Raw genomic sequence first — 20,916 nt, 5'->3', positions numbered from 1 at the left:
TTATTCCGTGAAGCTTGCGAATTGATTGGCTTTCAAGTTTCTCAACATGCGCATGGTCTTGGCGTAGGCGATGGGCAAAGCAGCACCTTGCTCCGGTACTTCGTCAATCTTGAGCGCTGAGAGATTTGTATCACTTACGTTTTCGTTGGGTAGATCGCGGCAGAAATGCGCGATGGACAATAAAGGCAGTTCCAAACGCCGACGAGATCCATGCAATCTTGGTAGGATTTTTTGCATGACGATGCGGTCCATTATGGCGTAGGTATCGATGTCGCCAGCCCGCTCAAGGATGGCGGCAAAACGCATTGCCTCGTAGAACACGCGATGGCCAAACTCCAAGTTATACCGGGTGAGTGATGCGTGAAGTTGCCGCAAGCGCTGGGCGATACTAGATGCGATGTCGCCGCGGTTGGTTTGATGCCATGAGTCGTCACTGGAAATCGTAAGTAGTCCTCTCACCATCGATTGATCACCAATCTGGCAAGATTGTGGTTTGACTGCTTCGAGTGAGAGGTCGTCGGATGCCACTCTAAATTCGAACGTATTCGCCCGATCGAGTACCTTCGGCGAAAACATGTAGGTTGTTTCGTCGATGTTAACCGTGCCGATGATCCAGACATTTTTAGGGAACGGAATTTTGCGCTCGCCGTCGTTATGAAGCTGCCATCCACTGTCGGCTCTTCGAGAAAGATTCGGAAGACAGGGTTTGCCAGACTCCATGCCAGAAAGCACGTCGGAGAAATAGCGTTCGACATGGGCGAGGTTCATTTCATCGAGCAGCAGGACGTAGGGATGTTGAGGATCCGACGCGGCCCCTAGGATGAATTCCAGTGCGTCAGGCACCGTCCACGCAGGTTTTCCGTCAATCCCACGTTTCAACGCGTCTTCATAACCGAACAGCGATTCCGCCCCTGTCCAGTCAGGGCGAACCGCAGCGACGTGAAGCCGTCCTTCGCCCAGCCATTCGCCAAATCGGATCGCGATTTGCGTTTTTCCTGAGCCGGATAGGCCGGTGAGAATCACCAACGGCTTAGCTAGCAGGCTCGAAACGAAAGAGGCGACGAGGTGTTCGTGCTGATCGCCAAACTGAACGCCACTGTTACGCAACGCATCGCTGAATGCCGTAACAGACGCCCGGAGATCCGCGTTAATAGGAAGGGGCGTGTTGTTGATCGCGGTCTCTTCGATGATCGATACTGGCTCCTCATCAGACGAGCCGACGACGCGATTGTAGATATCAACAACATCGTCAAGATCTTGTCGCAGTTTGGCTTTGGGTAGAGGCTGGGCCACGTCGAAAGCTGAGCGGACAAACGAGCTGCCGTACCGTTCGGGCCTGCGCCCGTATTGTTCTTTGAACCAGTTTGTTACCGTGGGCGAATTGCCGAGTTCGCCCCAGGTCAAGCGGGCCGCGCCTTCTTCACTGATGCCGTAACAGAGAAGAAGCCTCTGTTGTTCACGATAGAAAAGTAGTACCGGATAGATCCCTTCGGACACGGATTGCCCTTCGCCGAGGAAAGCGATCCAAGGAATTCTCGCAAAGTTGCCTTTACCGAAGCTGACGCGAACCCTCAAGTTTCGATATTTCGACGGATAGCCTTGTGTGCCGAGCTCTTTTCCTTCTTGCGCCTGTGCAAGAAATCGATCGATCAGTGTGCTGATGTCATCGACCACCTCGTCTTTAGCGATGATGTCAAAGCCCAAACGCCGGAGCAGACGAAAAGCCGAGGACGCTTCGCCACCCGAAAAGCTAGCGCGATCTAAGGGTTCGCCGGTAGCGTGTTTAACCGCGAGTGACATGACCAGCTTCGGCGGAAAGCGCTTGCCGTTGTAGATCAAATCGTAGCCGGTGGATTCCGCGTCGATGGGGACGCCGTCGTGACTGATTTCGTCGAGTGCACGTTGGACATGTTCGGCTGCGACGGCATCGGTGGTAGCAGCAAAGGTTTCGCTTCGCCATTCGTCTTTAAGCGGTGGTACGTAATAGTCCAACTGCTTGGTTCCCTTCTCTGCTTCTAGACGTGCGCGTATCGCATAGAGCTCGCGATCGAGCTCGACAGTATTCATGCGATTGATATCTCTAGCAGCGCGTTGCGAGAAGTGTCGTGCGACCGTTTTTCGATCGTTTTGGCTGAAAATCCGCTCAAACGTATCTGGAAACAGCAAGAAGAGGATCATGTGACGAAATTGACGCGATTCCGAATCCGGGACTCGCTGCAGCCATTCGTCGAATTTCCATGGGTCGTCCAACAACGCATGCTGCTCGCCTTCGCTAAGTGCTCGGAAGCGACGCAAGGCGTTGATGACGAATACAAGCTCACGCCATTGATTTTGGTTGAAGCCAGGGCCTGCGCTGCCAACGCCAGCAAGAACGTCGTCGTCTAGCCAGCGCGTGTCCAAGGGAACGGGCTCTCCGGATTGCTCCCAAATGGACTGTATCGTTTTTTTCTTGTGTGCTTGCGTGAGACGGCTAGGACACAGGTATAGCAGCCACATCATTTCAGCAACCAACTGCTTTGCACTCGCATCCACTGATGAGAGTTGCAGTTCAAGTTTTTCGAGAAATTTCCGGTCACTTGGATCCGGATTTTTGACGAAGTGCGTGTCGAGTTGTTCTAGGGTGTTTGCGGTCCACAAGCGACGATCTGATAGTACCGAACCCTGGCCAATCAGCGCGATATCACGCCAATGCGCTGCTGCTTCGAGGATGGAAGTTGGATCGTCGTCACCGCAGTACCTGCTCATGCTAGCCCCGAGTTGTTGGAAACGATGGTGAGCATCTCAATTTTCACCATGACCGAATTGGCTAGCGGAAGCGTACTTTAAATTTGGAGATCATGGAACTCAATAGGGTCAACAAGCAAGAAGATCTGATTTTTAACGGACATTAAAAACAACTCCCCCCAAAACAAAAAAAGCTCCCGAAGGAGCCTTTTCCGAAGGAGCCAACCGCACCCCCCTCAAATATCAATATTCCCCGCCCGCAACGCATTCGATTCGATGAAAGCCCGACGAGGCTCCACCTCATCCCCCATCAGCGTCGTAAAGATCCCATCCGCAGCAATCGCATCCTCGATCTGCACGCGCAACAAGCGCCGCACATTCGGATCCATCGTGGTTTCCCAAAGCTGCTCGGGGTTCATCTCGCCCAAACCCTTATACCGCTGCTTCGAGATATTCCGCTCCGCATCCGCCATCAACCAGGCCATCGCACCCTTGAAGTCCTTCACGGCCTGCGAGCGCTCGCCGCGCTTGATCAGCGCGCCTTCGCCGATCAGATCCTTGAACGTATCCGCGGTGCTGACGAGCTGCTTGTAATCGGCCGTGAGCAGGAATTCCTCGTCGATGACCGACACCCGCACGTTGCCGTGGTGCGGCCGCTCGATGCGCAGCGTCCACTTCTCGCGCACTTCGTCGTGCTTGGCGATCACGCGCACTTCGTTCTTCAGCGCATCGCCGGCGAGCATCGCGGCCTGCAGCGTGGCCGCCGAGGCAATCGCGGCATCCTCGCTCGCGAGATCCACCAGCACGCCGTCCATGATCGCTTCCAGCGCCGCCGGGTCGTACAGGCGGCCCAGGCGGCTCACCACCGCGCGCGACAGCAGATACGAGCGCGCCATCGCGCCCAGCGCATCGCCGGAAATCGCCGCGGCGTCGCCGCCCGGTTGCAGTTCCGAGCCGTTCAGCGCCAGCCGCAGCATGTGCGCGTTGAGCTCGCCTTCATCCTTCAGGTAACGCTCGTCCTTGCCGGCCTTCACCTTGAACAGCGGCGGCTGCGCGATATACACGTAGCCGCGCTCGATCAGCTCCGGAATCTGGCGATACAGGAAGGTGAGCAGCAGCGTGCGGATGTGGGCACCGTCCACGTCCGCGTCGGTCATGATGATGATGCGGTGATAGCGCAGCTTGTCGAGGTTCAGGTCTTCCTTGCCGAGGCCGCAACCGAGCGCGGTCACGAGCGTCATGATCTGCTCGGACGACAGCAGCTTGTCGTAGCGCGCCTTCTCGACGTTCAGCACCTTGCCGCGCAGCGGCAAAATCGCCTGGAACTTGCGGTCGCGGCCCTGCTTGGCCGAGCCGCCGGCGGAGTCGCCCTCCACGATGTAGATCTCGCACTTGGCGGGATCCTTCTCCTGGCAGTCGGCCAGCTTGCCGGGCAGGCCCACGCCGTCGAGCAGGCCCTTGCGGCGCGTCATCTCGCGCGCCTTGCGCGCGGCATCGCGCGCCCGCGCGGCTTCGACGATCTTGCCGCAGATGATCTTCGCGTCGTTCGGCGTTTCGAGCAGGAAATCCTCGAGCGCCTTGGCGACGACCTCCTCCACCGGCGCGCGCACTTCGGACGACACGAGCTTGTCCTTGGTCTGCGAGCTGAACTTCGGCTCCGGCACCTTCACCGACAGCACGCACGACAAGCCTTCACGCATGTCGTCGCCCGAGGTATCGACCTTGGCCTTCTTGGCGATCTCGTTGTCGGCGATGTACTTGTTGATCACGCGCGTCATGGCCGCGCGCAGGCCGGTCAAATGGCTGCCGCCGTCGCGCTGCGGGATGTTGTTGGTGAAGCACAGCACGTTTTCGTTGTAGCTGTCGTTCCACTGCATCGCCACTTCGACGCCCACGTTGTCCTTCTCGCCGGTGATGTGGAAGATCGTCGGGTGCAGCACGGTCTTGGCCTTGTTGATGTATTCCACAAAGCCCTTCACGCCGCCCTCGAACGCGAAATCGTCTTCCTTGCCCGAACGATGGTCGGTCAGGCGGATTCGCACGCCGTTGTTCAGGAAGGACAGCTCGCGAATGCGCTTGGCCAGGATGTCGTAGTGGTATTCCACCGTGCCGAAGATGGTCGGATCGGCCATGAAATGCACTTCGGTGCCGCGCGTTTCGGTGTCGCCGGTCACGGCCATCGGCGAGACTTCCACGCCGTCGCGCTGCTCCAGCACGCGATCCTGCGCGACGCCGCGATGGAATTCCATGAAGTGCTTCTTGCCGTTGCGCTTGACGACCAGGCGCAGCCAGCTCGACAGCGCGTTCACGCACGACACGCCCACGCCGTGCAGGCCGCCGGACACCTTGTAGCTGTTCTGGTCGAACTTGCCGCCCGCGTGCAGCTCGGTCATGACGATTTCGGCGGCGCTGCGCTTCGGCTCGTGCTTGTCGTCCAGCTTGACGTCGGTCGGGATGCCGCGGCCGTTGTCGGTGATGGAGATCGAGTTGTCGGCGTGGATCGTGACGTGGATGTCGTTGCAGTAGCCGGCCAGCGCTTCGTCGATCGAGTTGTCGAGCACCTCGAACACGAGGTGGTGCAGACCGGTGCCGTCCGACGTGTCGCCGATATACATCCCGGGCCGCTTGCGGACCGCCTCCAGACCTTCGAGGATCTGGATCGACGAGGCGCCATAGCTGCTGTTATCGGGCTGCGAATTGTGCTGTTCAGTCATGGATGTCTTCCGGTTCTGCTGGCCGCCACGAAGTGCTGCGGCCGGGTACTGCCGTCAGGCAGGGGCGGGTGCGCTCGCGAGCCGTTTTTCTGTTGTTTTCGTGCTGTTTCGGGGTACGAAACACGCGGGAAACGCTTGAAAAATCGCGGAAAATTTCCGCGTTTCGGCTGGCCGGGGGTACGCCCGCAAATGCCATAAAAACGCCAAAGGGGCGTGGCGCCCCTTGGTGTGTCCGGTGTGTCGCGTGCGTCAGATGCGCATCGGCATCACCACGTACTTGAATTCGCCGACCTCGGGAATCGTGATCAGCGCGCTCGAGCTGGCGTCGCCGAGGCTGACTTCGATGTTGTCGACCTTCAGGTTGGCGAGCACGTCGAGCAGATACGTGACGTTGAAGCCGATGTCGACGGTATCACCCTGGTAGGCGATTTCGAGTTCTTCCTGCGCCTCTTCCTGATCGGCGTTGGTCGACATGATCTTCAACTGACCCGGGGCGATGATGCAGCGCACGCCCTTGAACTTGTCCGAGGTCAGGATGGCCGCGCGTTGCAGCGAGCGCTGCAGCTCTTCGCGGCCGATCGTGAAGGTATTCTTGTGGCCCTTCGGGATCACGCGCTGGAAATCGGGGAACTTGCCCTCGACCAGCTTCGACACCAGTTCGACCTGGCCGAACGTGAACTTGGCCTGCGTTTGCGCGATGTCGATCTTGACTTCGTCGTCGATGTCTTCGAGCAGGCGTTGCAGTTCGAGGATCGTCTTGCGCGGCACGATCACTTCCTGGCGCGGGAAGGCGCCGCCTTCGATCTTGATCGACGAATAGGCGAGGCGGTGGCCGTCGGTGGCTACGGCCATCAGCAGGTCGCCATCGACCACCAGCAACATGCCGTTCAGGTAGTAGCGGATGTCCTGCTGGGCCATCGCGAAATAGACCATGCCGAGCAACTGGCGGAAGGACTTCTGCGGCACGGCGAGGCTCGCGCCGAAATCCTTCGACTGGGCCACGGTGGGGAATTCGTCGGCGGCGAGCGTTTGCAGGGCGAAACGGCTCTTGCCCGATTGCACGGTCAGGCGCTTGTCGGCCAGCGACAGCGTGACCTGCCCGTCGGGCATCGCGCGCAGGATGTCGAGCAGCTTGCGGGCGGCCACGGTGGTCGCGACCTGCTCGCCGCCCACGCCGAAATCGGCGCGCGTGGTGATCTGCAGTTCGAGGTCCGTCGACAGGAACGATACGTCGGAACCGGTCTTGGTGATCAGCAGGTTCGCGAGGATCGGCAGCGTATGGCGGCGTTCGACGATACCGCTTACGGTTTGCAGCGGCCTGAGGAGGGTGTCTCGTTCGGTCTTGACCAGTTGCATAGGGTTCCTTCGTTGAATAAACGGCCTGCAAGCCACGCAACGCCCGCCTGGGCGGCCCGCTGCCTTCCCGCCGCCCGGGCGGTCAAAAACCTGTATTGTGCCTCAAAACAGAACCGCCCCTTTTAAATTCACCCGGATCGGCGTATGGATCGCGCGCGCGTGCGAGCCGCCGGCAGCGGCGCGCAAGTTGGCGCGTTTATCCCTTCAGCGTCTGTTCGAGCACGTGCAGCTCGTGGTTCAACTGCGCATCCTTGCTGCGTTCGTCGGCGATCTTGCGCACCGCGTGCAGCACGGTGGTGTGGTCGCGCCCGCCGAACAGCTCGCCGATTTCGGGCAGGCTCTTCTGCGTCAGTTCCTTGGCCAGGTACATCGCGATCTGCCGCGGCCGCGCGATGTTCGCGGGGCGCTTCTTCGAGTACATGTCGGCCACTTTGATGTTGTAGAAATCGGCAACGGTCTTCTGGATGTTCTCGACCGAAATCTGCCGGTTCTGCACCGTCAGCAAATCCTTCAGCGCTTCCTTGGTCAGCTCGATGCTGATCTCGCGGCCGTGGAACTTCGAATACGCGAGGATCTTGCGCAGCGCGCCTTCGAGCTCGCGCACGTTCGAGCGCAGGTGCTTGGCGACGAAGAAGGCCACGTCTTCCGACAGGTTCACGCCTTCCGATTGCGCCTTGCGCATCAGGATCGCCACGCGCATTTCGAGTTCGGGCGGCTCGATCGCCACGGTCAGGCCGGAGTCGAAGCGCGAGATCAGGCGGTCGTCGATGCCCGAGATTTCCTTCGGGTAGGTATCGCTGGTGATGATCACCTGCGCCTTGTTGGCGACCAGCGCCTCGAACGCGTAGAAGAATTCTTCCTGCGTGCGCGACTTGCCCGAAAAGAACTGAATATCGTCGATCAGCAGCAGGTCGAGCGAGTGGTAGTAACGCTTGAAATCGTCGAATGCCTTGCGCTGGTAGGCCTTCACGACGTCGGACACGTATTGCTCGGCGTGGATGTAGCGGATTCGCGCGCCCGGCTTGTCGAGCAGCAACTGATTGCCGATCGCGTGGATCAGGTGGGTCTTGCCGAGGCCGACGCCGCCATACAGGAACAGCGGGTTGTACGACACGCCGGGGTTGTCGGCCACCTGGATGGCCGCGGCGCGCGCGAGCTGGTTGGCCTTGCCGGTGACGAAGTTGTCGAAGGTCAGGACCGGGTTCAGCTTGGAGCGTTCGTAGGTCGAATCGGCGGCGTCGCCGGCCGCGGGGCCGTTCGCGCCCGGCCGCCAGGTGCGGCGGCCGGCGGCGGCCTCGTGGGCGGTCAGGCTCGGCAGATCGAGATCGGCGGCGTCGTCGGCATTCAGCGCGGCGGCTTGGGCGGCAGCCTGCGCCGCCGCCTGGGCGGCCCGGATCGCGGCCACGGCCGGATTGACCGGCGCTTCGGGGGCCGGTGCGGCAGCGGGCGTGACGGCGACGGGCGCGGCTTCGGTGGCCGCCACCGACGGGCGCGGCGCGACCGCCGGTGCTGCGCTGCGGGCGCCGGCCTTCGGGTCCAGCACGAACTGGACGTCGACCGGCGCGTTCCAGAAATCGCGGGCCAGATCGGAGATCCGGCCCGAGAACTGGCTCTTCACCCAGTCGAGCTTGAAGCGGTTGGGGGCGGCAATGGACAACGTGTTCGCGGCGGCGTCGAAGGCCACCGGCGCCAGCGGTTTTATCCACGTCACGTACTGCTGGGGCGTCAATTCACGCTCCAGCAGGGCGGAACAGTGTTGCCAGAAATCATTCATCTAGGTGCTGTCGTTCTTGGGTTGCACAGCGGCACGAGGCCGCCCTTGTTGCGGATCGGCAACAAGGCCCGGTGCGGCCGAGCGAGCATGCTCCGGAGGCACGTGCCACAAGGGTTTCGGGCGCAGGACGAGCCGGAGCGGTGTGCGGGATTCTTGGAGGTAAGGCGAGATTCTAACGCCAAACGGGGGCGTCGCGGGAGTTATCCACAGGGGTGCGCCACTCGGTGGGGTGAGGGTGGGGATTGCTGCACAGGGGGCGGGAACGGGGCTAAAGTATTGACCGCTCACAGAAAAACGGATTAAATAGCGGGTTCCGCGAAAACCAATCCTAGATTTTCGGCGATTGCGTTCGCCCGGTGGCCTGAAGGATCGGGCACGCGGTCCCTGATTACCGACATTCTCGACCAAGTGAGAGCAACATGAAACGTACCTACCAACCTTCCGTGACGCGTCGTAAGCGTACCCATGGTTTCCGCGTCCGCATGAAGACTGCAGGTGGCCGCAAGGTCATCAACGCACGTCGCGCGAAGGGCCGCAAGCGCCTCGCCATCTAAGGACGGGCGAAGCGCCGTGTCCGCCGTCAGCGGCGATGCGGGCAACGCAGTCGCAAGCCCCGGCATCGATCCGTTGCAGGTGGGCGCGACCTTCCCGAAAGCCGCGCGGCTTCTGAAAACGGATGAGTTCTCATCCGTTTTTCGTTTGCGCCCCTGGCGGCGCAGCGCGCACTTCGTGATCTACGGCAAGCCGGTGGGTGGCGACGCCCGCCTCGGCCTCGTGATCGGCAAGAAGTTCGCGCCGCGCGCGGCCACGCGCAACCTGGTGAAACGCCTCGCCCGCGAGGCGTTCCGCCAGCGGCGCGCGGAGTTCGCCGGCTGGGATTTGCTGCTGCGGCTGCACACGCGTTTCGACAAGAAGGCGATGCCGAGCGCGGTTTCCGCGCCGCTCGCCGCGCTGTGCGAAGGCGAGATTCGCGAGCTGCTCGACAAGGCGGCGCGCGAAGTCGCCAAGCGCGGCCCCGTCAAACCGGCGGGCGCTTGAACCGCGCGCCGGTGAGCTTTTCCGATGGCCGGGCCGGGTGCGCCTCGCGGGCATGCCCATCCGGTCACATGACGGCGCGCAAGCGCCGAATGCTATGCAAACGGTATTGATCGCATTGCTGCGTGTCTACAAGGCTGCCTTGAGTCCCTTGCTCGGCAGCCGTTGCCGTTTTTACCCTTCCTGTTCGGATTACGCGCGCGAGGCAATCCAGTATCATGGCGCCGCGCGCGGCACGTACTTGGCCGCGAAGCGTCTGTGCCGCTGCCATCCGTTTTCCGCCGGCGGCATCGATCTCGTCCCGCCGGCCCGTTCCGGTGCCAGCGCTACCCACGAAACTGAAGCGCCGTCCCATCGACTCTGAGACAACGCATGGATATCAAACGCACCGTCCTATGGGTGATTTTCTTCATGTCAGCGGTCATGCTGTACGACAACTGGCAGAGAGCCCATGGGGGCCAGTCGATGTTCTTCCCGAACGTCACGAAGACCCAAGGCGCGTCCTCGACCGACGCCAGCAGCGGCGCCTCCGCAGCCAGCGGAACGGCAGCGCTGCCGGCCGCCTCCACCACGGCGCCGGCGAACACCGCGCCGATCGCGCAGGCGCAGCTGGTGCGCTTCTCGACCGACGTCTATGACGGCGAGATCGACACGCGCGGCGGCACGCTGACCAAGCTGACGCTGAAGAAGGAAGGCGACGGCAAGCAGCCCGACCTGTTCGTCACGCTGTTCGACCACACCCAGGATCACACCTACCTGGCACGCACCGGCGTGACGGGCGGCAACTTCCCGAACCACAACGACGTGTTCACGCCGGTGGCCGGCAATCCCACCGCGCTGGCCGCGGGCCAGGATTCGATGAAGCTGTCGTTCGAGTCGCAGGAGAAGGGCGGCGTGAAGGTCGTGAAGACCTACACCTTCACGCGCGGCAGCTATGTGATCGGCGTCGACACCAAGATCGACAACGTCGGCACGGCGCCGGTTTCGCCGACCGTCTACATGGAAATCGTCCGCGACAGCACGCCGGTGGAAACGCCGCTGTTCTCGCACACCTTCCTCGGGCCGGCCGTCTACACGGACCAGAAGCATTTCCAGAAGATCACCTTCAGCGACATCGACAAGAACAAGGCGGATTACGTCAGCTCGGCCGACAACGGCTGGGTGGCGATGGTCCAGCACTATTTCGCGTCGGCCTGGATTCCGCAGCAGGGCGTGAAGCACGATATCTACGTCGAGAAGATCGATTCGCTGTATCGCGTGGGCATCAAGGAGCCGGTCAAGACGATCGAGCCGGGCCAGTCAACCGACGTGTCGGCGCGCCTGTTCGCCGGTCCGGAAGAAGAGCGCGTGCTGGAAGGCATCGCGCCGGGCCTCGATCTGGTCAAGGATTACGGCTGGGTCACGATCATCGCCAAGCCGCTGTTCTGGCTGCTGCAGAAGATCCACAGCTATGTCGGCAACTGGGGCTGGTCGATCGTCCTGCTGACGCTGCTGATCAAGGCCGTGTTCTTCCCGCTGTCGGCTGCCAGCTACAAGTCGATGGCGCGCATGAAGGAAATCACGCCGCGCATGCAGGCGCTGCGCGAGCGCTTCAAGGGCGATCCGCAGAAGATGAACGCGGCGCTGATGGAGCTGTACAAGACGCAGAAGGTCAACCCGTTCGGCGGCTGTCTGCCGGTGGTGATCCAGATCCCGGTGTTCATCTCGCTGTACTGGGTGCTGCTGGCATCGGTGGAAATGCGCGGCGCGCCGTGGATTCTCTGGATTCACGATCTGTCGCAGCGCGACCCGTTCTTCATCCTGCCGGTCCTGATGGCCGGCGCGATGTTCGTGCAGACGCGCCTGAACCCGACGCCGCCGGACCCGGTCCAGGCCAAGATGATGATGTTCATGCCGCTGGCGTTCTCGGTCATGTTCTTCTTCTTCCCGGCTGGCCTCGTGCTGTACTACGTCGTCAACACGGTGCTGTCCGTGGCGCAGCAGTACTACATCACGCGCGCGCTGGGCAACAAGAAGGCGGCCTCCTGATGTAACGGGCTGCTTGCCCGCCGCATGACAAGAACCGCCCGGTGTCAGAACCGGGCGGTTTTTTCATGGATGTTCGAAACGGGTGAAGGGCGGAGGCGACGCCGTGTCGCGGCGATCACATGCCACGCGTGTCGCGCGGCGGTGCAGAATCACCGGTCGGACGAATCGCCGTAGAACTGTTCGATCAGTTCCTGCACCAGGTAGCGGTGATGCGGCGAGAGCGCTTCGATCTTGGTCGCCAGCTCGATCGTCTCTTGCGTGGGCGGGTAAGTGGCGTCGCGTGGCAGCGGCTTCGGTGTGTTGCGCGCGGCGACCGACGGCGGCGGCCCGTAGTGGAGCCAGTGCGCATCCACGCGCAACCAGCCGGCGAGCGTCGCAAGCTTGTCGGCTGTCGGGATCGTGCGGCCGGTCAGCCATTTGTGCGCCGTTTGTGGCGAGACGGGCTGCTCGCCGTGATGGCGCAAATTGAAATGCAACGCGAGTTCGGTCGCGCCCGCTACCTTTTCAGGGCTGCGCATCAGGGCGAACTTCAGGCGTTCGGAGAACGCCGATTTCTCGTCGGGCGTCGGCATGCGCCAGATTGTGCAATCGGGGGCCGATGCTTCCGACAACCAGTCACGTCATATTTATCTCAAATGCGTGTTGATTCAACTGGGGCGTCGCGCGTCCCGGTGCTCGCGTTATCTCGGAAATGCTTGTATACAGTGAGCAACAGCATTCCGGCGTCATGCGCAATCGTGTTGCTGGTTGCTGGTAATTTAGCGTGTTTGGGAGAATCGGCTACGATTGATCAGAGCTAAGGAGCCGCGATACCGAACGTTCTTATGGGCACCGGCCTTGTCTCTAAATGCAACTAACAGCCAATCCGCGAGGCGCTGGCCGAAACCGGCCAAATTGTGACATCGGGTCGCAGTTCGCAGCGGATGGCCGGCTCGTCGGCCTCTCAGCGTTGTGGTGGCCCGCCATAGAACTGTTCGATCAGCTCCTGCACCAGATAACGATGATGCGACGACAGCGATTCGATCTTGGTCGCCAGTTCGATGGTTTCCTGCGTCGGCGGATAGCGTTCGTCACGTGGCAACGGGCGCGGCGTGCTGAGTGCATTGCTGGTGGGCGGCGGCCCGTAATGCAGCCAGTGCAGATCGACGCGCAACCATTCGGCGAGTGTCGCGAGCTTGTCGGCGGTCGGAATCGTGCGGCCGGTCAGCCACTTGTGCGTGGTTTGCGGCGACACCGGATGCTCGCCGTGATGGCGCAGGTTGAAGTGCAGGGCAAGTTCGGTCGCGCCGGAAAGTTTCTCGGGACTGCGTAATAGCGCGAATTTGAGGCGTTCTGAAAACGCCATTTTTTCTTCGAGGGTCGGCATGCGCAGATTGTGCAATCGAGGCGATGGCGCAATGACAACCGACTGCGTCATATTTATCTCATTAGGCGCCGGAATGCGGCGGCGGGTGCAGCCGAGATTGACCATGATTATCTCGTAAATAAAAGCATGTGGACGAGATTCGGGATGTACGACCCGATTCGACGAGGGACGTTCTGATGATGAAATAGCCTGATCGGGCGAAAATGGCCTGCCGGCAATCGCAGGCGAACCCGGCCCGGTGCGACGCGCTCCGGCCTCGGAGCGCTTCCGGCCGCCACGCTACAATGCGGGCGTTCCAGCGGCGTCCACGGCGATGCCGGCCCGATCCTCCTTGCCTTCGACTTCTCCATGCCCGTCACCGATTCCGATCCGATCGTCGCCATTGCCACTGCTGCCGGCCGAGGCGGCATCGGGGTCGTGCGCGTGTCGTTCGGCCGCGCCGGCTTGGTGGCGGCCGAAGCGTTGATGCGCGCGGTATGCGGGCAAATTCTGGCGCCGCGGCACGCGAGCTACGTGCCGTTCCTCGACGTGGACGGCGCCGCGCTCGATCGCGGCATCGCGCTGTATTTCACCGCGCCGAATTCCTACACCGGCGAGCAGGTGCTCGAACTGCAGGGGCATGGCGGCCCGATCGTGCTGCAACTGGTGCTGCAACGTTGTCTGGACGCGGGCCGCGAGCACGGCCTGAGGCTGGCCGAGCCGGGCGAATTCACGCGTCGCGCGTTTCTCAACGACAAGCTCGATCTCGCGCAGGCCGAGGCCGTGGCCGACCTGATCGAAGCCAGTACCGAGGCCGCCGTGCGTTCGGCGGGGCGTTCGCTCGACGGGGTGTTCTCGCGCGAGATCCATGCACTTGTCGACGACGTGATCGGCCTGCGGATGCTGGTCGAGGCGACACTCGATTTTCCCGAGGAAGAGATCGATTTCCTCGAGGCCGCCGACGCGCGCGGCAAGCTCGCGCACATCCGCGCGCGGCTCGTGCAGGTGCTTGGCGAGGCACGCCAGGGTGCGCTGCTGCGCGAGGGGATGTCGGTGGTGCTGGCGGGGCAGCCGAACGTCGGCAAGTCGTCGCTGCTCAACGCGTTGGCCGGCGCCGAACTTGCGATCGTGACACCGATCGCCGGCACCACGCGCGACAAGGTGGCACAGACGATCCAGGTCGAGGGCATTCCGCTGCACATCATCGATACGGCCGGGCTGCGCGAGACCGACGACGAGGTCGAGAAGATCGGCATCGCGCGCACCTGGGGCGAGATCGAGCGCGCCGATGTCGTGCTGCATCTGCTCGATGCGCGCACGGCGCTGGGCGACGACGATCGCGCGATCGCCGGGCGTTTTCCCGCCAATGTGCCGGTAGTGCGCGTGTTCAACAAGACGGACCTCAGCAACGAGGCCGCATCGGTCGCGCATCTGGCCGGCGAGGCCGATCTGAGCGAATTGCGCCTGTCGGCGAAGCGCGGCGACGGCATCGATCTGTTGCGTGCGGAGTTGCTGCGCATCGCGGGTTGGCAGGCCGGTGCCGAGAGCGTGTATCTCGCGCGCGAGCGGCATCTGGTCGCGCTGCGCGCGGCGCAGGCGCATCTGGCGCAGGCCGCGGCGCACGCAGAACAGAACGCGCAGGCGCTCGATCTGTTCGCGGAGGAGTTGCGGCTCGCGCAGGAGCAGTTGAATTCGATTACCGGGGAATTTACGTCGGATGATTTGTTGGGGGTGATTTTCAGCCGGTTCTGTATCGGGAAGTAAGTCCGCGTCGCCAGCCTGCCTTCAGCGCGTTTCGCATCTGCACCACCTGCTTCGCAATCCCGTCATGCCGCGCGCCATCGAATGCTACGGTGTTCGATCACCCGCCATCGACGAGAGCCCGCATGCCCCCTTGTTCACGACTGCTCGCCGGCTGCCTGGCGTGCGCATTGTCCGCCGTCGCGCTGCCTGCGCTTGCCCAGCTTGCTTCGGAGACCTACTCATCGGAGCCCGCTGCGGGCGGCTTCATACGCGTCAACAATCGCGAGGATTATCTGCGCGCGGAACGCCATCAGCAGGAAGAGCTGCGCTACCAGCGCCAGCACGAGGAAACGATGCGCGAGGAGCGCATGCAGGAAGAGCGCGTGCGTCAGCAACGCATGGATGAGCAGCGGATGAACAGCAACCATTGAAGCGGGGCGCGATCGCAGCCCGAACGCCTCAATGCTCGCGCCGCCAATGCTTCCACGGATGCCGCCAGTCGATATGCACCGCGTGCAGCGCGCGCGGATGCCGCCGGCGATGTTCCTGCCACAGCTCGTCGGAGAACAATGCCGCGACGATCACCAGCGGCAGCACGAGAAAAATGCCCAGGATCACTTGCTCGACCACGATTGCCTCCGTGCGGCTGACGGGCAGCGTAGCGCCCTGCTTTTTATTCTAGGCAGCGCACGAGCGGCGCGTCGTGGATTTTCTCGTATGGCGTGCCACCGTCCATAGCCTTCACCGCGATTTCGGGCGCACGCCGCGCGCATTCGGTATCATCACGCCCCGACCGAACCTTTCGCCCGCACGCGGCACGACACCGGATGGCGCTCAAATCGACGATCTACAAGGCTGAACTGCAAATTGCGGACATGGACCGGCACTATTACGCCGACCACACGCTGACGGTGGCCCGTCATCCCTCCGAGACGGACGAACGCATGATGGTGCGTATCGTCGCGTTCGCGCTGCTGGCGCGCGAGCGCCTCGAGTTCGCCAAGGGCCTGTCCGACACGGACGAGCCGGACATCTGGCAAAAGGACCTGACGGGCGCGATCGAGGCCTGGATCGACGTCGGCCAGCCGGATGAACGGCGCATCTCGAAGGCCAGCGGCCGTTCGGCCCAGGTGGATGTGATCGCCTACGGCGGCCGCACCTCGGATATCTGGTGGCAGGGCGTGCGCAGCAAGGTGGAACGCCTGCGCAACGTGCGCGTGCTGACGTTGGCCGACGGTGCCGCCGAAGCGCTCGGCACGATGGCCGAACGGACGATGCGGCTGCAATGCACGATTCAGGATGGCTCGGCCTGGCTGTCGAGCGCGTCACACGATCCGGTCGCGGTCGAATGGACCGTGCTGAAGCCGCGCGCCGGCGAGTAACGCTTTTCCTTCCTCGCTACACCGCGCGCGGCGGTCCCTTCAATTCCACGCGATTTCCCTCGGGGTCGGACAGATAGATCGACGGCCCGTAGCCGTCCGCGCCATAGCGTTCGGCCGGCTCGTCGGGCGCGGCGCCGTGCGACGTGAGGTGAGCGCGCAGTGCGTCGGCATCGAACGGCTCGACGCGCAGGCACAGGTGATCCATGTTGCGGCCCGCGCCCGGCATGCCGCTGTCCGCGCGGTCGATCGGTGCGTTCTGCCTCAGCAGGTCGATCAGCGTGCTGCCGGCACGCAATTGCACGAGCCCGAGATCGGGCTGTTCCTTCTCGAGATGGCAACCCAGCACGTCGCAGTAAAAGCGCAGCATCGACGGCATGTCGACGACGCGCAGCACGACGTGGTCGATGCCGAGAATCACGGGTTTCATGAGGCGCGTCTCCTGTTTCAGGCATGGAGCGATCGAGTCTAGTCGATCACGCGCGGCGCATCGAGTCGGCCATTCGGCCAGCTCGACGGACATGACGCGATGCGCGCAAAATGCCCGCAGCGATGAACAACGGTGTGCCCGAACGATGGACGAAAAAAAGCCCGCTCTAGTGGAGCGGGCTTAATCCATATCAGGAGGAGACATGGAGGAGACAGTTCCAACTATACACAGGCCGATGGTGCGTCGCAATAATTCGATTGCAAAATATCGTTACGGAGTCAATGTGTCGCAGCGTTTCGGCTGTTTCGCGCGCTGCGGCAAAGGGCTGCGAATTTGGGTGTAGTTCTCGCTTAATTGACGTGCGGTGTGGGGCGGCGCTGCATCCGTTCGCACCCCGTTAGTTCTGCCGAATGACAGCGCAAGATTCCGGCAGGCAGCGCAGGGCGTGCCACGTAGAGTGCATACCGTTCTCACTGTTTTCGCGAGGCGATCATGTCTTCCAAGTACCCGACCGACGAATCCCGCTGGGCCGCCCTCGTCGCGCGTGATGCCGGGGCCGACGGCGTGTTTTTCTACGCAGTCCGCACGACCGGCGTGTTCTGCCGTCCGAGCTGCGCGTCGCGCATGCCGCGTCGCGAGAATGTGGCGTTTTTCGACGCGCCGGCAGCGGCGCGCGAAGCGGGCTTCCGACCCTGCAAGCGCTGTCAGCCCGAACGCGCGCCGCGCGAAGTGGAGATCGTGCAGCGCGCCTGCGCCGTGCTCGACGCGAGCGATCGCGCGACGCTGGCCGAGTTGAGCGCGGCCGTGCATGTGAGCCCGTTTCATTTGCAGCGCCTGTTCAAGCGTGTAGTGGGCGTGACGCCGCGTCAATATCAGGCGGCGCGCCGTGGCGCTGCACTGCGCGATGCGCTCGAAAGCGGCGCGCCGGTCACGCGCGCGGCGGTCGATGCCGGGTATCAGTCGTCGTCGCGTGTGTACGAGGCGGTGCCGCGCGAGCTCGGCATGGCGCCGTCGGTGTTCCGGCGCAAGGGCGCGGGGCTGCGCATCGAGTACGCCACCGCGCCCACGTCGCTCGGCCAGGTGCTGGTGGCGGCCACCTCGCGCGGCATCTGCCGGATTGCGTTTGGCGACGCGATAGCGCCGCTCGTCGACGATCTGCGCACGAGTTTCGCGAACGCCGAATGCGTTGCCGCGCCGGAGCGTCTGGCGCCGTTCCTGAGCGAGATCGATGCCTACCTGCACGGCACGCAGGAGCGCATGACGTTGCCGCTCGACATCAGCGCGACGGCGTTCCAGCAGCGCGTCTGGGAAGCCCTGCAGCAGATTCCGTATGGCCAGACGCGCAGCTATACGCAGATCGCCGAGGCGGTCGGTTCGCCGCGTGCGGTGCGGGCCGTGGCGAGCGCCTGTGCGTCGAACCCGGTGGCGCTCGCGATCCCGTGCCACCGCGTGATCCACAAGGACGGTGCGCTGACCGGCTATCGCTGGGGCACCGCGCGCAAGGCGGCGCTGCTCGCGGCCGAGGCACGGCAGGCGTCCGGCGAGCCGGCCGCGCTGTCGCTCGACGACGCCGCATGACGCGTCGCGCCGCGGCTGCATCCGCCTCCGCCTCCGCGCTGCTCGCCATAGGCGGGCCCAGCGTTGCAGGCGTGGGCGCGGGCGATGCCGCGCGCGTCGAGATCGCGTTGCCGTTCCGGCCGCCGTACGACTGGCCGCGCCTGTTGCGTTTCCTGGCCGGGCGCGCGATTCCCGGCGTCGAGACCGTCGCCGACGGCGCGTATCTGCGTGCGATCGACTATCGCGGCGCGAGCGGCGTGTTGAGCGTGCGCCGTCATCCCACGCGCCGCTGCCTTGTTGCGACGATCGAGGGCACCGCTGCGTTGCGCGCGGACGACGCGCTCGCGGGCCGCTTGGCCACCGTCTTCGACGTGCGGGCCGACCCGGCCGAGATCGGCGCGCATCTGGCGCGCGACGCGTGGTTCGCGCCGCTGGTCGCGGCAGCGCCAGGCTTGCGCGTGCCGGGCGCGTGGTCCGCGTTCGAGCTTGTCGTGCGCGCGATCGTCGGCCAGCAGGTCAGCGTGAAGGCCGCGACCACGATCATCGGACGATTGGTGCAGCGCGCCGGCGAGCCGCTTGCCGCACCGCCGCATCCGGCTGTCGGCTGGCGCTTTCCCGAGCCGGCCGCGCTGGCCGCCTGCGATCTCGACCGGATCGGCATGCCCGGCAAGCGGATCGCCGCGCTGCAGGGCACGGCGCACGCGGTGTCTGCCGGCGAGGCGCCGATCGACCTCGCCGCCGGCACGGCCGATTTGACGCAACGCCGTGCGGCGCTGCTCGCGCTGCCCGGCATCGGCCCGTGGACGGTCGAATACATCGCGATGCGCGCCTGGCGCGACCCGGATGCGTGGCCCGCCACCGATCTCGTGCTGATGCAGTCGATCGTCGCGCGCGATCCGTCGCTCGACCGGCCGTCGAGCCAGCGGCGGCGCAGCGACGCATGGCGCCCGTGGCGTGCCTATGCGGCCATGCATCTCTGGAACGAAATTGCCGACCGGGCGGGCGGCGCGCGCGGCGGCTGAGGGCGCTGGAAGGCAAGCCAGGCTTGGCTGTGCCGGGAATCGGGGTGGGCTCAAGCGGGCGTGTCGGCGAGATGTTAAAGTGCCCGCTACCGTCAATCCCGGCGGGCGGTGCGCGTGGCAGCAAACCGCCATGCCTGCTTCCGAGCATCCATGTCGAACAAGATGACTTCCAGCCACACCGACTTGCTGCAGCAACGTCTCGCCGTGCTGGCTTCCGGGCCGACGCGCGAACGTCTGGTTGACGGCCTGCGCGGTATTGAAAAGGAAAGCCTGCGCGTGACGCGCGACGGCATGATCGCGATGACGCCGCATCCGCGCGCGCTCGGTTCCGCGCTCACGCATCCCGCGCTCACGACCGATTATTCCGAGGCGCTGATCGAGCTGATCACGCCGGCCGAACCCGATGTGGCGATCACGCTGGCGAGCCTCGACACGCTGCATCGCGAGGCGTACGCCGCGCTCGGCGACGAGATGCTCTGGAACGAATCGATGCCCGGCACGCTGCCGGCCGACGATCAAATTCCGATCGCCGAATACGGCAGCTCGAACATCGGCCGCCTGAAGACCATCTACCGCCGCGGCCTCGCGTATCGCTACGGCCGCACGATGCAGTGCATCGCGGGCATTCACTACAACTACTCGCTGCACGAGGATATCTGGCTGCGTTTGCGCGAGCATGCGCAGTCGGCCGCCGCGCCGGTCGATTACCAATCGGCGCGCTATCTCGCGCAGATCCGCAATTTCCGCCGCACCAGTTGGCTGCTGATGTACCTGTTCGGCGCGTCTCCGGCGCTCGACAAGGCGTTCCTGCGCGGGCGCGAGAGCGCGCTCGAGGCGTTCGACGCGACCACGCTGTATCGCCCGTACGCTACAAGCCTGCGGATGAGCGATCTCGGCTATTCGAACACCACGGCGCAGTCGGCACTGGTGGCCGATTACAACTCGCTCGACGGCTATCTCGATGCGTTGTCCAAGGCCGTCAGCGAGCCGTATCCGGCCTATGAGGCGATCGGCACGCATCGCGACGGCGAGTGGATCCAGCTCAACACCAACGTGCTGCAGATCGAGAACGAGTTCTACTCGACGATCCGTCCGAAGCGCGTCACCTATTCGGGCGAGCGGCCGCTGCATGCGCTCGCGTCGCGCGGCGTGCAGTACATCGAGGTGCGCTGCCTCGATATCGATCCGTTCGAGCCGACCGGCATCGCCATCGATACCGCGCGCTTCATGGATGCCTACCTGCTGGTGTGCGCGCTCGACGACAGCGCGCCGCTCGAATGCGATGCCTATCGTGAAGCCAATGCGAACTTCGGCCGTGTGACGATGGAAGGGCGCAAGCCGGGGCTCGAACTGGTGCGCGACGGTGCGGCCGTGACGATGCGCGACTGGGCCGAGGACGAGTTCGCGAAGATCGAGATCGCGGCGCGCGTGCTCGACGAGATCCGCGGCGACGATGCACACGTGCGTGCCGTGGCCGCGCAGCGCGTGAAGCTCGACGATCCCGAGCAGACGCCGTCGGCGCGTGTGTTGCGCGAGATGCGCGAGCGCGGCGAATCGTTCCTCGATTTCGCGCGCCGGCAAAGCGCGGCGCATGCCGAGTACTTCCGTGCGCGGCCGCTCGATGGCGAAGCGGCCGCCGCGGCGCGAGCACTGGCCGACAAGTCACTGGCCGAGCAGGCCGAGCTGGAAGGCAAGGACGGCGGATCGTTCGATGCGTTCGTGGCCGCTTATCGCGCTTATACGCTGAACCGCTTCAGCGTTTGAACTGAATCGGGTTGGGCCGATCGTTGCGTTTGCAACGATCGGCAT

18 protein-coding genes are annotated in these 20,916 nt (G+C 63.5%); 10 read left to right on the top strand and 8 right to left on the bottom strand.

The genetic code is table 11. From position 1 onward, the window contains the following. From ACYP33_RS03170 to dnaA, 4 genes are all read right to left on the bottom strand, one after another. A complete protein-coding gene (locus tag ACYP33_RS03170) occupies nt 1-2,745 on the bottom strand; it encodes an MrcB family domain-containing protein (RefSeq protein WP_459619659.1) in 2,745 nt (914 codons plus the stop codon). 215 nt (nt 2,746-2,960) lie between these two features. Continuing rightward, on the bottom strand, nt 2,961-5,438 hold the full coding sequence (gene gyrB, locus ACYP33_RS03165; protein WP_414450666.1) for a DNA topoisomerase (ATP-hydrolyzing) subunit B: 2,478 nt from the start codon (nt 5,436-5,438) through the stop codon (nt 2,961-2,963). A gap of 249 nt (nt 5,439-5,687) precedes the next feature. After that, nucleotides 5,688-6,794 carry a DNA polymerase III subunit beta gene (dnaN, locus tag ACYP33_RS03160; RefSeq protein WP_414443464.1) on the bottom strand — a complete coding sequence of 369 codons (1,107 nt, stop codon included), beginning with the start codon at nt 6,792-6,794 and terminating at the stop codon, nt 5,688-5,690. A 196-nt stretch (nt 6,795-6,990) separates the two neighbouring features. After that, on the bottom strand, nt 6,991-8,568 hold the full coding sequence (gene dnaA / locus ACYP33_RS03155; protein WP_414443463.1) for a chromosomal replication initiator protein DnaA: 1,578 nt from the start codon (nt 8,566-8,568) through the stop codon (nt 6,991-6,993). A gap of 419 nt (nt 8,569-8,987) precedes the next feature. Here dnaA and rpmH point away from each other — a divergent pair, with 419 nt between their 5' ends. The 4 genes from rpmH (at nt 8,988) to yidC (ending at nt 11,631) form a co-directional block, all read left to right on the top strand. Then, nucleotides 8,988-9,122: a 50S ribosomal protein L34 gene (gene rpmH, locus ACYP33_RS03150; RefSeq protein ID WP_004198824.1), complete on the top strand. Its 135-nt coding sequence runs from the start codon at nt 8,988-8,990 to the stop codon at nt 9,120-9,122. A gap of 73 nt (nt 9,123-9,195) precedes the next feature. Beyond that, nucleotides 9,196-9,606, top strand: a complete 411-nt coding sequence (gene rnpA / locus ACYP33_RS03145; RefSeq protein WP_414451871.1) for a ribonuclease P protein component — start codon at nt 9,196-9,198, stop codon at nt 9,604-9,606. 94 nt (nt 9,607-9,700) lie between these two features. Continuing rightward, nucleotides 9,701-9,967 (top strand): membrane protein insertion efficiency factor YidD, encoded by a 267-nt coding sequence (gene yidD, locus ACYP33_RS03140; protein ID WP_414443462.1) that lies wholly within the window; start codon nt 9,701-9,703, stop codon nt 9,965-9,967. Between the two features lie 8 nt (nt 9,968-9,975). Further along, a complete protein-coding gene (yidC, locus tag ACYP33_RS03135; protein WP_414443461.1) occupies nt 9,976-11,631 on the top strand; it encodes a membrane protein insertase YidC in 1,656 nt (551 codons plus the stop codon). A 149-nt stretch (nt 11,632-11,780) separates the two neighbouring features. Here the strand turns inward: yidC and ACYP33_RS03130 are convergent, their stop codons facing one another. Next, complete coding sequence (locus ACYP33_RS03130; RefSeq protein ID WP_414443460.1) at nt 11,781-12,203, bottom strand: transcriptional regulator; 423 nt, start codon at nt 12,201-12,203, stop codon at nt 11,781-11,783. A gap of 371 nt (nt 12,204-12,574) precedes the next feature. Then, nucleotides 12,575-12,997, bottom strand: coding sequence for a transcriptional regulator (locus ACYP33_RS03125; RefSeq protein ID WP_414451872.1), 423 nt, complete (start codon nt 12,995-12,997; stop codon nt 12,575-12,577). A 348-nt stretch (nt 12,998-13,345) separates the two neighbouring features. Here ACYP33_RS03125 and mnmE point away from each other — a divergent pair, with 348 nt between their 5' ends. Together mnmE and ACYP33_RS03115 are read left to right on the top strand one after the other, a co-directional pair. Beyond that, nucleotides 13,346-14,740, top strand: coding sequence for a tRNA uridine-5-carboxymethylaminomethyl(34) synthesis GTPase MnmE (gene mnmE / locus ACYP33_RS03120; protein ID WP_414450668.1), 1,395 nt, complete (start codon nt 13,346-13,348; stop codon nt 14,738-14,740). Between the two features lie 167 nt (nt 14,741-14,907). Further along, nucleotides 14,908-15,150 carry a hypothetical protein gene (locus ACYP33_RS03115; RefSeq protein WP_459619651.1) on the top strand — a complete coding sequence of 81 codons (243 nt, stop codon included), beginning with the start codon at nt 14,908-14,910 and terminating at the stop codon, nt 15,148-15,150. A 28-nt stretch (nt 15,151-15,178) separates the two neighbouring features. Here the strand turns inward: ACYP33_RS03115 and ACYP33_RS03110 are convergent, their stop codons facing one another. After that, nucleotides 15,179-15,349, bottom strand: a complete 171-nt coding sequence (locus ACYP33_RS03110) for a hypothetical protein (RefSeq protein WP_414443457.1) — start codon at nt 15,347-15,349, stop codon at nt 15,179-15,181. A 197-nt stretch (nt 15,350-15,546) separates the two neighbouring features. Here ACYP33_RS03110 and ACYP33_RS03105 point away from each other — a divergent pair, with 197 nt between their 5' ends. Beyond that, entirely contained in the window at nt 15,547-16,101 is a 555-nt protein-coding gene (locus ACYP33_RS03105; protein WP_414450689.1) for a YaeQ family protein, read from the top strand. Nucleotides 16,102-16,117: 16 nt separating this feature from the next. Here ACYP33_RS03105 and ACYP33_RS03100 read toward each other — a convergent pair whose 3' ends face one another. Beyond that, entirely contained in the window at nt 16,118-16,528 is a 411-nt protein-coding gene (locus ACYP33_RS03100) for a VOC family protein (RefSeq protein ID WP_459619648.1), read from the bottom strand. A 489-nt stretch (nt 16,529-17,017) separates the two neighbouring features. Between ACYP33_RS03100 and ada the strand changes: the two genes are divergently transcribed. The 3 genes from ada to gshA all read left to right on the top strand — a co-directional run bounded on the left by ada (nt 17,018) and on the right by gshA (nt 20,871). After that, nucleotides 17,018-18,106 carry a bifunctional DNA-binding transcriptional regulator/O6-methylguanine-DNA methyltransferase Ada gene (ada, locus tag ACYP33_RS03095; RefSeq protein WP_414451873.1) on the top strand — a complete coding sequence of 363 codons (1,089 nt, stop codon included), beginning with the start codon at nt 17,018-17,020 and terminating at the stop codon, nt 18,104-18,106. Next, the gene (locus tag ACYP33_RS03090) at nt 18,103-19,107 is read left to right on the top strand and encodes a DNA-3-methyladenine glycosylase family protein (RefSeq protein WP_459619646.1); all 1,005 of its coding nucleotides are present in this window, start codon (nt 18,103-18,105) and stop codon (nt 19,105-19,107) included. The genes ada and ACYP33_RS03090 overlap by 4 nt, the downstream gene beginning before the upstream one ends. Before the next feature lie 150 nt (nt 19,108-19,257). Further along, the gene (gene gshA / locus ACYP33_RS03085) at nt 19,258-20,871 is read left to right on the top strand and encodes a glutamate--cysteine ligase (protein WP_459619645.1); all 1,614 of its coding nucleotides are present in this window, start codon (nt 19,258-19,260) and stop codon (nt 20,869-20,871) included. Nucleotides 20,872-20,916 lie beyond the last annotated feature (45 nt).

It is taken from the genome of Burkholderia sp. 3C (assembly GCF_054589155.1).
The sequence above is the reverse complement of the archived record's forward strand: the minus strand, read 5'-3'. Positions and strand labels throughout refer to the sequence as shown.